The following is a 13,814-nucleotide window of genomic DNA, read 5'->3' on the forward strand; positions in this document are numbered from 1 at the left end:
TTATAAAAAGTAAAAATAATTATATCGGTTAAAATAAAAATTCGCCGTTCTGCTTTTTTTGTTTTGAAAATTGAATTGACATTTTTTTATAGCTGAAAATATTGCATTTGCATTAATTATTTTTACATTTGTTCAAAATATGAACAGTGTTTATATTTTTTAATAGTGTTTAAAGTGATGGGTAAAAAAGAAATACAAGAGCAGCGAATGAAAGATTATTTCATTCAAGCCACAAAAGAAATTTTAAAAGGAGTAGGCATTCAAGCTTTAAGCGTAAGGAGCATAGCCGAAAAAGCGGGATATTCGTTTGCTACACTTTATAATTATTTTAAAGATGTAAAAGAGCTCATTTTTCTTTGTGTGAAAGATTTTCAGCAGGAGTGCCAGGAATATGTCGAAGATAAAACGAAAGACGCGCAAAGAGGAGAAAAGAAAATTGTTGCAATTGCAACTTCCTACGCCGAATATTTTGTGCAATATCCTAGTGTTTTTGAAATCTTTTTTATCGAAAAACTTCCCAATTCGGCTGAAAATGCCAAAATAGCAGAACTAATTTTCTCCTTTCTTGAAAAACTTTGTCAAGAAGAATTTCAATATTGTATTGATGAAAAAAGCTTTACAGTAACAGAAATTCAGGAAATAATAAAAGAACTTAACTACTTAATTACGGGAATTTTAATGTTGTATTTAAATAGAAATTACCCGTCTGATTATGCTGATTTTAGTAAAAATTTAAAATCGCAGATAGAAAAAGCAATGAAAAAATAACCGCATGAAAACTAAAAAAGAGCTTAGAGACGAATACAAGGAAATGAAGTTTAAAAAAGGTGTTTTTCAGATACGAAATACTGTAAACGGAAAAGTCTATATAGACAGCAATACTGATCTTGATGCGATTTTTAAACGCCAAAAATTTCAGCTTAACTGCGGAAATCATCCCGTGGTAGAACTTCAGAAAGATTGGAAAGAGCTTGGAGGTAATAAATTTGAATTTGAAATTCTGAGCGAAGTAAAAGAAAATGATAAAGTAGAATTTGATCAGAAAGATTTGAAGCTTCTCGAGCAAATGTTTTTGGATGAAATAAAACCTTTTGACGAAAAAGGATATAACAAAAAGAAGCAATAGTCACTTATGACATGAAGTTTTATGAATTGCCTCCTGCTTTAGCTGGAGGTTTTTTTTTGATTCTATTGGAAATAGGCTTTGGCCGAATTTATTTCTTCTTAATCTTTAAAAACACTTCATTTCTAAACCAATTTTCATCTTCTTGAGATTCGAAAATTCTTTTTGGAAAGTAAAAACATTGACCTTTTGAAATGTATAAAAGGTAAAGGTCTTTTAGTTCTAAAGCTTTAATAAAATTCTGTATTGCAATTGTGCTTTCAGATGTTTCACCAACTGTAGAAAAAATTTTATCTGTAAAAACTTCGTATTGTATTTCTACAAAAAAATTTCTGTTTTCTTTTGAATTTGCAAATCTCCAAAGTTGAAATAATGATACAGCTGGTAAGAAAAAGCCAAAGACCATAACGGAATTTTGAGTATAATTTTTATTATCCTTGAAGATTAGTGCGATAGAAATTAAAATCATTAAAGCGAATAGCCAGCCTATCTTTTTTAATAGAATTCTAATAATAAATGAAAAGTATTCTTTTTGGGTAAGTTGAAATTTTTTGGTTTTAATCATTATTGCTTTTTGGTTTTGATGTAAAATTAAAAATAGATTTCGTATAAGAAAATAATTATTAGAATTGAAGGCATATATGGGTTCAAATGAAATTAAGTTCTAAAGATTTTTGCAAATATTTTAATTCTAAAATCATGAGTACAAATCAAATTTCAAAAGACTTAGAAATCAGACTAAAAGTTTTTTTAAAGATGTTATCGACCCAAAAGATATGGCGAAAGCATTGCGAAGAACAAATTATCTCTTAATGTTGAACGTAATGAAAGAAAAAGATGCAATGGGAAAAATGAACCTTGAAAATTTCTTTTATTGGGTAAACGAATTAGCAGAGGTTTTGGATCCGTATTTAGAAGTGGAGTAAAAGAAATTAAATAGTTTATCTCAACGAAAGGAGAAACCAAAGGCAAAACCAACAAAAAATTCCAGAGTGATTTCCGCAATTTTTTTCATAGTGTACAACCTGTTGGTGATGCTGGGAATCTTCTTTCGTCAAGGTGGATTGTGAAGATTTCCACAAAGTTTGTCATTTCGACGTAAGGAGAAATCTTCGCAAGTAGCTCCGTTGCGAATATCAATCTTTGTGGAGCTTCTCGTGGAGATTTACTACGTCCGTTCGCTATCGCTCGAGTCTCCTTACGTCGAAATGACACAACTAGACGTGTAAATATTGATGATTAAAATCATTTCTCCCCAGAAATGACTAGCGCACTTCCATCAATAATTACATTTCCATCGGGGAATTTTTCATTTACTTGTGAGAAAACTTCTTGTTTTATTTTTTCTCTCATGGCATCGTCGGCATTGCTGAGCGCGGCAACAAAAGGCGCGGCAATTTCAGTCATCATATTCCAATACACATCTGGAGTGCCGCAAACTAATTTGCCAATATGTTCGGTTTCGGTAGTGTTTTTAAATCCTGCTTGTTTGAAAATATCGGTCATTAAACCGCTTTTCGAACAACGAAACATACCCGGAGCTTCGGGCGGCGGAGGATTGAGTTGCATGTTTCTATTAATGGTTCCGCCAATGGCAGTAACCCAGAAATTTTTATCGGCTGTGCTCCAAACCGCAATTGCGATTCGGCCTCCAGGTTTCAAAACTCGAAACATTTCTTTTGCTGCCAAAAGCATATCTGGAAAAAACATAAAACCCATTCTACAGCTTATGGCATCAAAAGTATTGTCGTAAAAAGGAAGTTCGGTTACATCGCACGCTTGAAATTCGACATTGGTAATTCCTTTTCTAAAAGCATTTTCGCGGGCAATGGTGAGCATATCGTCGGCGAGGTCTGTAATAGTTACTTTTCCGTCAGAAAGCATCGCGGCGATGCTCAAACCCGGTTCGCCCGTTCCAGCGGCGACATCCAAAACTTTGTCTGAACCTTTTGGATGTATCGAACGAATAATTTCATCGGCAAAAGGCCTCATAAAATCTAGAATTTCATAATCCCATTTTTTCCAGCCTGGCGAAAATTTGTTCCAAGATGCTTTTTGCTGTTCCCGAATTTCTTGAAGTTGTGTTTCCATTTTGTTTTTTGTTAGGTTGCTGAAAAGTGAATTTTATAACCAAAACAAAATTTGGGGAATTTGTTCTGCAGTAGGCAAAGAGAAGGTTTATAAGCAGATTTTTTGACTATCAAAGTTACGGAATAATTGCCTTGATTGATTTAGTTGAGCGGTTAATTGTTTGACAGTTAGAGTTTTTGTCTTGAAAATAGGTTTTTTGATTATGCGCTAAAAACAAAAAAGCTTCTGAAAATCTTCAGAAGCTTTTTTTGTGCGGATAATAGGACTCGAACCTACACGCCTTGCGGCACCAGATCCTAAGTCTGGCACGTCTACCAATTTCGCCATATCCGCGGTAATTGTGGGTGCAAAGATAAGCATACTTTCCAATTATCAAAGCGTTTTTTGAAAATTTTTTTTAATTCTCTTTTTTGTACTTTTGGTTTTCTATAAAAATTATTTAAATGGAAAATATTAAGTCCTACGTTCAACAACATAAAGATCGGTTTATCAACGAATTGATCGAATTATTAAAGATTCCGTCGGTAAGTGCCGACACTGCATATTCTCAAGATGTTATTGACACAGCAGAGGCTGTAAAAGAAAGTTTATCAAAAGCAGGGTGCGATTATGTCGAAACTTGCGACACTCCAGGTTACCCAATTATCTACGGAGAAAAAATAATAGACCCAAATCTTCCAACGGTTTTAGTTTACGGACACTACGATGTGCAACCGCCAGATCCATTAGAATTATGGACTTCACCACCATTTGAACCTGTTATTAAAACTACAGATATTCATCCAGAAGGAGCGATTTTTGCGCGTGGAGCGTGCGACGACAAAGGTCAGATGTACATGCACGTAAAAGCGCTTGAATTAATGGTGCAAAGCAATACTTTGCCTTGTAACGTAAAATTCATGATCGAAGGAGAAGAAGAAGTAGGTTCTGCAAGTTTGGCTTGGTTCGTAGAACGCAATCAAGAAAAACTGAAAAATGATGTTATTCTTATTTCAGATACCGGAATGATTTCAAATCAACAGCCGTCTATTACGACTGGTTTAAGAGGTTTGAGTTATGTTGAGGTGGAAGTTACAGGTCCGAACCGCGATTTGCATTCTGGTTTATACGGTGGAGCTGTGGCAAACCCAATTAATATTTTGGCAAAAATGATTGCTTCTCTTCACGACGAAAACAATCATATTACAATTCCAGGTTTCTACGATAAAGTTCAGGAATTATCTGCAGAAGAAAGAGCCGAAATGGCAAAAGCGCCTTTTAGCTTAGAAAAATATAAAAATGCTTTAAACATCGCTGATGTTTATGGTGAAAAAGGTTATGTAACTAACGAAAGAAACTCTATCCGTCCGACATTAGACGTTAACGGAATCTGGGGCGGTTACACGGGAGAGGGTGCTAAAACGGTTATTGCGAGTAAGGCTTTTGCTAAAATTTCAATGCGTTTGGTTCCAAATCAAGATTGGGAAGAGATTACAGAACTTTTCACAAAACACTTTACAAGCATTGCTCCAACTGGAGTTACGGTAAAAGTAACGCCTCACCACGGAGGACAAGGTTATGTAACGCCAATTGACAGCATCGGGTATCAGGCTGCTAACAAAGCGTATACTGAGACTTTTGGAGTTCCTGCAATTCCGGTTCGCTCAGGAGGAAGTATTCCGATTGTGGCTTTATTCGAAAAAGAACTAAAAAGCAAAACCATCCTAATGGGCTTCGGATTAGACAGCGATGCTATTCACTCTCCAAACGAGCATTTCGGAATCTTTAATTACTTGAAAGGTATTGAGACTATTCCGTTGTTTTATAAGTATTTTGTGGAGCTTTCTAAGTAAAGTTTAACCGCAAAGAGCGCAAAGGTATACGCAAAGGTCGCTAAGCTTTTTTAAGTAAGAATTATAAAAAGTTCGCAAAGTTTTCTAGATAAAGCTTAGCGAACTTTGCGTTTATGAGCGTAACAGTAGAAAAATCCTTGCGTGCTTTGCGGTTAAAAAATAATCGCAGGAAATAAAAAAATAAGAAAAAACTTGTTCGTTTGAAATTTAATTCTACATTTGTAGAAACAAATCTATAATTGTAGAGCAAATGAGTTTGAAGAACCTTTTTTTAGTATTGTTTTGGGGATTACTGCTTTTGGGCTGTAAAAGCAAACCGATTAATCAGAAGATTGACAAGAAAAAAGAAGGGGTTTGGATGGACAGTTATGCACAGGATGGCACTACCTATAAATCGTATGAATATTATAAAAGTGATCTTCCTGTAAAAAAGTGGAAAACGTACATTAATGGCAAAATCTACAAAACAGAGAAATACAAAAACGGAATTTGTGTTGTAAAGAGTTACTACGAAAACGGAAAATTAGAATCGAAAGGGAAAACAAAATTCGAAACCAATTCGGTTGAGTCGCATTGGTTTTATTTTGGAGAATGGAAATTTTATTCAGACAACGGGAAATTGAAAAACATCAAAAATTACGATAAAGGAGAATTAGTCTCAGAACATACTATTAAATAATACTACTAACTTTAATTTATGAAAAAATTACTTGCTTACTTTTTTGTAGTAACCAATTTCGCTTTCGCGGAAGCGCAAACCTATAAAGAATGGGTTCACAAAGCAGATTCTTGCTATACGGCAGAAAACTATAAATTGTCTGTTGCTTATTATACTAAGGCTTTTAAAATAGAACAGAAATCATATTCAGACTTCTATAATGCGGGCTGTTCCGCGTCTAAGGCAGAAGAAAATAAAAAAGCTTTTAAATGGTTGAATCTATCTATTGATAAAGGATATGAAAACATGGCGCATATTCAAATTGATCAGGATTTAAAACGTCTGCATTCAGAAAAAGAATGGAAAAAGACAATAGATAAATTGCAGAAGAAATTGGATATTATTGGGGCAAATTACGATAAGGCGCTAGAAAAAGAACTTGCATTGATTTATGCCGAAGACCAAGAAATTCGCGGTGAATTTATGAATATTTATAAAACTTCAAATCCTGATAAGAAAAAATTGGACAGCATAGGTAAAATTATGGGAACGAAAGACAGTATTAACCTCATTAAGGTGATGAAAATACTGGATGAAAGAGGCTGGTTAGGAAAAAATGTAGTAGGTTCTCAGGGAAATAAAACTTTGTTTTTGGTTATTCAGCATGCCGATTTAAAATACCAGCAAAAATATTTACCGATGATGAGAGAAGCGGTTGTAAACGGCAATGCAGATCCAGGAAATTTGGCATATTTAGAAGATCGAGTTGCTTTAAGAGAAGGGAAAAAACAGATTTATGGCAGTCAGAGTTCAAAGAATAAAAAGACGAATAAAATTTGCATAGCGCCAATGATAGATCCAGATAATGTGGATAAAAGGCGCGCAGAAGTCGGACTTGGCACAATGGCTGAATATGCAGCAAAATTGAATATTGAATGGAATTTGGAGGCCTATAAAAAAGAATTGGCTGAATCAGAAAAACTTGAAAACAGTAAAAAATGACACAATTATCAAACGCAGAAGAACAATTGATGGAGCATTTATGGAAGCTTGAAAAGGCTTTTATGAAAGATTTGCTCGAAGCGTATTCGGAACCAAAACCGGCAACGACAACGGTTGCTACGCTCTTAAAACGAATGATTGACAAAAAGTTTGTGGCATACAACGAGTTTGGAAATTCGAGAGAATATTATCCTTTGGTGAAAAAAACAGATTATTTTTCTAAACACGTAAAAGGACTCATTAGCAATTTCTTTAATAATTCGGCATCGCAATTTGCTTCATTCTTTACGACCGAAACCAATTTGAGTGCTTCCGAATTGGAAGATCTTAAAAAAATAATCGATTCAGAAATTCAAAAAAAGAAAAAATGATAACCTATCTTTTAAAATCAGGAATACTGCTTTTTGTTTTTTATGCAGTCTATAAATTATTGTTGGAAAACGAAAAAATGTTTCGTTTTAATCGTGCGTACCTTATCGGAACTTTGATTTTTAGTTTTGTAATTCCGTTGCAATTGTTTTCGATAAAAACCATGTTTGAAACGGGAATAAACACTATTCAGTTGGAAGAAATCGTGATTCGAACCGGTCGTGCTCCTTTGAATGAAAGCGACATTATGCAAAATATTTTCTATTTTTTAATTCGCATTTATGTTTTTGTTTTATTAGTTCTGGGGTTTCGTTTTATTTTAAACATAATTTCATTTTTCTTGAAATTAAAAAGAAAAGAAACCCGTTTAATAAATGGCGTAAAGGTTGTTTTAATTGATGAAGCGGTTTTGCCTCATTCTTTCTGGAATGCCATTTTTGTGAACAAAGCAGAGTTTGAGATGGGTAAAATTCCATCAGAATTAATCGCGCATGAAAAAGCCCATTTAGAACAAAAACATACGCTGGATATTCTTTTTGTTGAAGCGCTAAGAATTGTGTTTTGGATCAATCCTATTTTGCCTTATTTTATAAAAGCAATTAAGCTCAATCACGAATTTTTAGCCGATGAGGCTGTAAATAAACAATTTGGAGAAGTAAGCAATTACCAGAATCTACTTCTGGAATTTGCTTCAAAAAAACAAACTGTTCCGTTGGCAAGCAATATCAATTATCAAATAACCAAAAAACGTTTACTTATGATGACTAAACAAGAGTCTGTTGCAAAAGCTGGATTCAAAGTATTGACAGTTGTTGCCGTTTGTATCGTGTTATTATTTGCTTTCAGTTCTGAAGCTGTAGCCCAGAAAGCTAATCTAATGAATGATAAGGTGTATAAAGCTGGTGATTCAGAAATCAAACAGCCTGAATTTCCAGGTGGAGTGATGGAGTTTTACAAATTTGTAGGCCAGCGCTTTAAAATTCCGGCAGAGGCCTCAAAAAATCATGTCGATACCAAAATATACATGCAGTTTATGGTCGAAAAAGACGGAAGTTTATCTGAAATTACAATTGTAAAAGATGCAGGATACGGACTAGGAGAAGAAGCAATTCGTGTTTTAAAACTTTCTCCAAACTGGATTCCAGGAAGCGAAAACGGAAAACCGGTTAGAGTACTGTATTCTTTGCCAATTACTATTCAAAGTAGCAAAGATGCAAAGTAGGAAAGTGACAAAGAGACAAAGTGATAGAGAGACAAAGGTTTCCTAATTGCCTCCAGCTTTAGCTGGAGGTTTTTTATATGATTTAATTGGCTTTAGCCGAATATTTCAGAAATAAGAAAATTTGGCTAAAGCCTTTTTACTTTATAATCTAAAACCTCCAGCTAAAGCTGGAGGCAAATTAATTTTATTGAAAAGTAAAAAACTTTGTCACTCTGTTACTTTGCCCCTCTGTCCCTTAAAAGAAAAAATCCGCTTCTGATGGAGGGAAGCGGATAAAATCAAAAAACTAATTAAAAAAAAATTCTAAAAAATAAACAATGCAGACCCAGACTAAAATAAGTCTGGATTGTAACCAAAATAAGGTACTTTTTGTTCGTTAAAAATAACCCCATATTCTTCTAACTCTTTCAGGATTGGTTCGTACACTTCTTTTTTAATAGGAAGCTGAACGCCTGGAGTTGTAATTTTCCCGTTTAAAATCAATAATGTAGCGATCGCAACAGGAAGTCCGACTGTTTTGGCCATTGCCGTATAAGTTTGGTCATCGCCAATGCAAACCATTTTAGAATCGATTTGTTTTTTCTCGCCGTTTAGTTCGTAACCAAACTTATGATACATCACAATCATATCTTTATCATCTGGCTCTAAGGCCCAGCTTTCAGATAATATTTTTTCTAAAATTTGCGCTGGAGTAGCGTTTGGAAGATTTACCATTTTGTGTGGGTTAAACAAATCCAGTTCCAGAAGCTTATCCCACATAATATCGTCCTGATCGATTTTTAAAATCAATCTTGTTTTAATCTCTACAGAATCTGTTGGATGATAAGGAAGGAAAGAGTTGATAAACTGACGATAACTCATATTTTCTGACCCCTCTAAAATATAACTATCATCAGTCATTCCGAGCTGTACAAACATGTTCCAAGCTCTCGAAAAGCCAACTCTTCTAATTGTTCCTCTATATAAAGTAAGAATGTTATCTAAACCATAAACCGAACGGTATTTAAGAGAATCGCGATTTGAATAGGCTTCAAATTTTCCGTAGCCTTCCACTTCTAGAAATTCGGTTCTGCGAAACAAAGCGCTGTACGGTATATATTTATAGGTGCCTTCTTGAATAAACTTGGCAGCGCCACCTTGTCCAGCCAAAACCACATTTCTTGGCGCCCAAGTGAATTTATAATTCCATAAATTATTATCAGATTCTGGAGCTACGAGTCCGCCGCAAAATGATTCAAACAAAAGCATCTTGCCTCCTTTAGATCTAATTTCGTCAATAACTTTCATGGCACTCATGTGGTCGATTCCTGGATCGAGACCAATTTCGTTCATAAAAATCAAATTGTTTTTGATGGCCTCTTCGTTTAAAGCTTGCATAGCATCACTAATATAAGATGCTGTAACAAGATTCTTTTTAAACTCCAAACAGTCTTTGGCGATTTCGATATGCAAATGCGCAGGCAGCATTGAAATTACTGTCGAAGCATTTGCGATAGCTTTTCTTCTTTCGTCGGCATTAAAAATATCTAAGGCAAGTGGAGTGGCATTTGGATGATTCTGCGTCTTTGCTTTTGCAAGATCCAATGAAAGGTCAGCTACTGTTAAGTGTAGTTTTTCTTCATTAGATTTCGATAATAAATATCGAATTAAAGATGATGCAGATCTTCCTGCTCCAAATATTAAAATGTTTCTCATGTCTCAAATATTTAACACAAATATATTTAATTGTTATAAATATAACAATTAAAATTAAATTAAATTGAATTATTTTTTTCGCAAAACCCAAAAAAGAATTTGATTTAGTTCTAAATAATCCCAAAAAAAAGGCGGTTTTTTGGTTCGTTTGAAGTATTTTTGTTTTAAATTTCAAAAGAAATAATTATGAAAAGAAGAATCGTTCTAACGGGAGCTTTTATTGGTATGTTAGCTATTATTTTGGGCGCTTTTGGTGCTCATTTATTGAAAAAATATCTTTCGGTTGATCAGTTAAATACTTTTGAAGTTGGTGTTCGCTACCAAATGTATCATGCTCTATTTCTTCTATTTTTATCTACACAAAAAGACATTGCCGAAAAAACCTTAAAAACAATCTATAATTTGGTTGTTGCAGGTGTTCTTCTTTTTAGCGGTTCGATCTATTTATTGGCTACAAAAGACTATACTCTTTTTGAGTCTAAAATTATCATATTCGCAACTCCATTGGGTGGTTTCTTATTAATTATTGCCTGGGCGCTATTATTCTTTACGATATTGAAGAGAAAATCATAAAATCTCGAAAAAAAAATTCTGTCTAAGAATTAATCTTTAATTTTGTCACATAAATAACATATGATCTTATTTGTGTGACTTTTTTGTATTTTCTATTGTTAAACAAAAATAATATAACAAAATCACGCATTAGGTTGTAATTAAACAAATTAGAAGCGATTATTTTTTTCTTTTTGTAATTTTTAAAGTGAAATTTCTCTTTTTTCGCATAAGTTAGAGTGAAATTTAAGTATTTTAAAAGAAATAAAAATTAATCTGTAATTTTGCTTTAAATAAAAAATCACACACAACTTAAAAATTTATGGGCACTAATACAGTTTTCGCGCAATCGATTTCGTTAAAAGAGTTAGGAATTGAAAATGCAAAAGTTCGTTATCAACTATCTGCAGATGAATTACATGCGATTACTTTGCAGTCAGGACAAGGTGTTGAGAATTCTACCGGAGCGTTGGCAATTAATACAGGTGAATTTACAGGTCGTTCTCCACAAGATCGTTTTATCGTAAAAGACGATATAACTAAAGATCAAGTTTGGTGGGGAAATGTAAATATTCCGTTTGAGCCTCAAGCTTTTGAAAAGCTTTATAATAAAGTAACAGCATTTTTATCAGACAAGGAAGTTTTTGTTCGCGATTCTTATGTGTGTTCAGATCCAAATTATAGATTAAATGTTCGTGTTGTAACAGAAACAGCTTGGTCAAACTTGTTCTGCTACAATATGTTCTTGCGTCCAGAAGATTCAGAACTGGCTAATTTTACTCCAGAATGGACAGTAGTTTGTGCTCCAAGTTTTATGGCAGATCCTGCTGTAGACGGAACAAGACAATCTAATTTTGCTATTTTAGATTTTACTAAAAAAATCGCTTTAATTGGAGGAACGGGTTATACGGGAGAAATGAAAAAAGGAATTTTTTCTGCTCTAAACTTTATTCTTCCAGTTTTCAAAAATACACTTCCAATGCACTGTAGCGCCAATGTTGGTGAAGCAGGAGATACGGCAATTTTCTTCGGATTATCTGGAACAGGAAAAACAACTTTATCTGCAGATCCAGAACGTAAATTAATCGGAGACGATGAGCACGGATGGACAAATGAAAACACAGTTTTCAACTTCGAAGGCGGATGCTACGCTAAAGTAATTAACCTAACAGAAGAAAATGAACCAGACATTTTTAGAGCAATCAAAAAAGGAGCGCTTTTAGAAAATGTGGTTTTTAAAGCTGGAACAAACGAAGTAGATTTTGATGATATTTCGATCACTCAGAATACTCGTGTAAGTTACCCAATTACACATATCGATAATGTACAACCAGGTTTGATTGGACATAATCCTAAAAATATATTTTTCTTAACGGCCGATTCTTTTGGAATCCTGCCTCCAATTTCAAAATTAACTCCAGGTCAGGCAGCGTACCACTTTATTTCTGGATATACAGCAAAAGTTGCTGGTACAGAAGCTGGTGTAACAGAGCCTCAACCTAATTTCTCTGCTTGTTTTGGTGCTCCGTTTATGCCTTTACATCCAACGCGTTATGCTGAAATGTTGAGCAAAAAAATGAAAGATGCTGGAGTAACAGTTTGGTTAATCAACACAGGATGGACTGGCGGAGCGTACGGAACAGGAAGCCGTATGAAACTGAAATATACTCGCGCTATGATTACAGCTGCATTAAAAGGAGAACTAGATAATGTAGAATTTGTAGATCACAAAGTATTTGGAATTGCACAGCCAGAATCTTGTCCAAATGTTCCAAACGAAATTTTAAATCCTAGAAACACTTGGGAAGACAAAGATTTATACGATAAAAAAGCGTTAGAATTGGCTCATAAATTCAAAGCTAATTTTGCGAAATTCGAAGAGTTTGCTAATGCTGAAATCTTAGCAGGAGCGCCGATTACAGAATAAAAGGAATGAATTAATTCAAATAAAAAAGCTGTTCAGAGATGAACAGCTTTTTTGTTTTTTTGTGTTTGTCTGATACTGTTTGTTGTCCCTGAGCGAAGTCGAAGGGCGCTACAATTGGAAACTGGGCTTCGACTTCGCTCAGCCTGACAATGAATACTTTTTAAAGACATTGAAACGCAGTTTTCAGCACAGTTTAAAGGAAAGTACTGAAAAACTGCAATTTCAAATCAACACTGAATCTTTATTTCTTCGCTTCGTCTATACGTTTTTGGATTAAATCCCAAGCATAATAATGGAAAGTCATTCCGTTACTCATCGCTACGAAAAGTCCGTTTTTGTATTTTCCGCCAAGATTTACGCTAGTTGCATCTGCACCATCACATTCAATTGTAGAAGTTGGAACTTCTGCCAATAAGGGATGTTTGTTTGGGTTTCCGTTGGCACCTTCTCTTGGATAAACCATAAAAGTATTGGCCTGTTGGTTTGATACTAAAAGATATCCTGTAGAATCTGTTTTTTTGTAGATTGCAATTCCTTCGTGATCTGCTTTAAAATCTTTTTGACCAAAGAAAGCCAATTCTTTATTATCGTTTAAAGCTGGATCTGCTTTGTATTTCCTAATTCCTGCCTGTTCGTCACAATAGTAGACAAAACCTAATTCGTTATCTACTGCAATAGCTTCAATTTCTTTTTTACCGCTATACGCACCGAATTTGCGAACCACTTTTGCTGTTGCGAATTTTCCGTTTCCAGAAAGCTCATATTGCCATAAATAACTTCCTGTCGGACCCGTTTTTCTTCCAACAATGGCAAAGATTTTTCCGTCAGATGGGCGAGTGTATAGAGAAACTCCCATTGGGTCGCGTTGCGTTTCTCCTTCAAAAACAGGAATTCCGCCATTATCAATTGGCTCTAAATCTGGCAAACTGAAAATTCTGATTTTATTTTCTTCACGTTCTGTTGTAACGGCTACATCTACTTTTTTTCCGTCAATGATTAATCCGTAAGCGATATCAACATTGTTTGGACGTTTTAACGGAATTGATTTTTTAAGAATTTTTCCGTTCAAATCAAAAGCATACAAACCGCCATCTGTATCTTTATCTGTTCCAACAATTATGCTTTTTGAAGCATCTGTTGGATTGATCCAAATAGAAGGATCATCTGTATCGTGAGGCAAAGCTTCTGTGACTGCTGTTGGTTTTAAAGCATTTGGCAGAACTGGAGCTAAAGTATCTTTTTTGCATGCTATGAATAAAGCAGTTAAAAGTAAAAGAGCAACTAAAGATTTATTTTTCATTATCATTATCTATTTTTTAATGCAATTAGACAGAGCAGTAAAC

General features: G+C 34.4%; 14 protein-coding genes and 1 tRNA gene. 10 read left to right on the top strand and 5 right to left on the bottom strand.

Annotated features, from left to right (window positions below; all coding sequences use genetic code 11):
* The first annotated feature begins 177 nt into the window (after positions 1–177).
* Together J7574_RS04000 and J7574_RS04005 are read left to right on the top strand one after the other, a co-directional pair.
* Positions 178–768 (top strand): TetR/AcrR family transcriptional regulator, encoded by a 591-nt coding sequence (locus tag J7574_RS04000; RefSeq protein ID WP_290964526.1) that lies wholly within the window; start codon positions 178–180, stop codon positions 766–768.
* Positions 769–772: 4 nt separating this feature from the next.
* Entirely contained in the window at positions 773–1,126 is a 354-nt protein-coding gene (locus J7574_RS04005) for a GIY-YIG nuclease family protein (RefSeq protein ID WP_290964529.1), read from the top strand.
* Positions 1,127–1,214: 88 nt separating this feature from the next.
* Here J7574_RS04005 and J7574_RS04010 read toward each other — a convergent pair whose 3' ends face one another.
* Positions 1,215–1,688, bottom strand: coding sequence for a YcxB family protein (locus J7574_RS04010; RefSeq protein ID WP_290964532.1), 474 nt, complete (start codon positions 1,686–1,688; stop codon positions 1,215–1,217).
* A 211-nt stretch (positions 1,689–1,899) separates the two neighbouring features.
* Between J7574_RS04010 and J7574_RS04015 the strand changes: the two genes are divergently transcribed.
* Positions 1,900–2,049 (top strand): hypothetical protein, encoded by a 150-nt coding sequence (locus J7574_RS04015; RefSeq protein WP_367272534.1) that lies wholly within the window; start codon positions 1,900–1,902, stop codon positions 2,047–2,049.
* Between the two features lie 319 nt (positions 2,050–2,368).
* Here the strand turns inward: J7574_RS04015 and J7574_RS04020 are convergent, their stop codons facing one another.
* Positions 2,369–3,214 carry a class I SAM-dependent methyltransferase gene (locus J7574_RS04020; RefSeq protein WP_290964535.1) on the bottom strand — a complete coding sequence of 282 codons (846 nt, stop codon included), beginning with the start codon at positions 3,212–3,214 and terminating at the stop codon, positions 2,369–2,371.
* Positions 3,215–3,465: 251 nt separating this feature from the next.
* Positions 3,466–3,547: transfer RNA gene (locus J7574_RS04025), tRNA-Leu, on the bottom strand.
* A gap of 110 nt (positions 3,548–3,657) precedes the next feature.
* Between J7574_RS04025 and J7574_RS04030 the strand changes: the two genes are divergently transcribed.
* From J7574_RS04030 to J7574_RS04050, 5 genes are all read left to right on the top strand, one after another.
* Positions 3,658–5,046: a dipeptidase gene (locus tag J7574_RS04030; protein WP_290964537.1), complete on the top strand. Its 1,389-nt coding sequence runs from the start codon at positions 3,658–3,660 to the stop codon at positions 5,044–5,046.
* 250 nt (positions 5,047–5,296) lie between these two features.
* Positions 5,297–5,725, top strand: coding sequence for a hypothetical protein (locus tag J7574_RS04035; protein ID WP_290964540.1), 429 nt, complete (start codon positions 5,297–5,299; stop codon positions 5,723–5,725).
* A gap of 18 nt (positions 5,726–5,743) precedes the next feature.
* Positions 5,744–6,706 carry a DUF6624 domain-containing protein gene (locus tag J7574_RS04040; RefSeq protein WP_290964541.1) on the top strand — a complete coding sequence of 321 codons (963 nt, stop codon included), beginning with the start codon at positions 5,744–5,746 and terminating at the stop codon, positions 6,704–6,706.
* Positions 6,703–7,077 (top strand): BlaI/MecI/CopY family transcriptional regulator, encoded by a 375-nt coding sequence (locus tag J7574_RS04045; RefSeq protein WP_290964543.1) that lies wholly within the window; start codon positions 6,703–6,705, stop codon positions 7,075–7,077. The genes J7574_RS04040 and J7574_RS04045 overlap by 4 nt, the downstream gene beginning before the upstream one ends.
* Positions 7,074–8,297, top strand: a complete 1,224-nt coding sequence (locus tag J7574_RS04050; protein WP_290964545.1) for an energy transducer TonB — start codon at positions 7,074–7,076, stop codon at positions 8,295–8,297. Before J7574_RS04045 ends, J7574_RS04050 begins: the two co-directional genes overlap by 4 nt.
* 330 nt (positions 8,298–8,627) lie before the next feature.
* On the opposite strand, the gene J7574_RS04055 is transcribed toward J7574_RS04050, so the two are convergent.
* Positions 8,628–9,992 carry a saccharopine dehydrogenase family protein gene (locus tag J7574_RS04055; RefSeq protein WP_290964547.1) on the bottom strand — a complete coding sequence of 455 codons (1,365 nt, stop codon included), beginning with the start codon at positions 9,990–9,992 and terminating at the stop codon, positions 8,628–8,630.
* 186 nt (positions 9,993–10,178) lie between these two features.
* Here J7574_RS04055 and J7574_RS04060 point away from each other — a divergent pair, with 186 nt between their 5' ends.
* Together J7574_RS04060 and pckA are read left to right on the top strand one after the other, a co-directional pair.
* Positions 10,179–10,565 (top strand): DUF423 domain-containing protein, encoded by a 387-nt coding sequence (locus tag J7574_RS04060; protein ID WP_290964549.1) that lies wholly within the window; start codon positions 10,179–10,181, stop codon positions 10,563–10,565.
* Between the two features lie 301 nt (positions 10,566–10,866).
* Positions 10,867–12,471 carry a phosphoenolpyruvate carboxykinase (ATP) gene (pckA, locus tag J7574_RS04065; RefSeq protein ID WP_290964552.1) on the top strand — a complete coding sequence of 535 codons (1,605 nt, stop codon included), beginning with the start codon at positions 10,867–10,869 and terminating at the stop codon, positions 12,469–12,471.
* A 241-nt stretch (positions 12,472–12,712) separates the two neighbouring features.
* Here the strand turns inward: pckA and J7574_RS04070 are convergent, their stop codons facing one another.
* Positions 12,713–13,771 (bottom strand): phytase, encoded by a 1,059-nt coding sequence (locus J7574_RS04070; RefSeq protein ID WP_290964554.1) that lies wholly within the window; start codon positions 13,769–13,771, stop codon positions 12,713–12,715.
* Positions 13,772–13,814 lie beyond the last annotated feature (43 nt).

Origin of the sequence: Flavobacterium sp., from assembly GCF_017744675.1 — a bacterium.
Taxonomy (GTDB): Bacteria; Bacteroidota; Bacteroidia; order Flavobacteriales; family Flavobacteriaceae; genus Flavobacterium.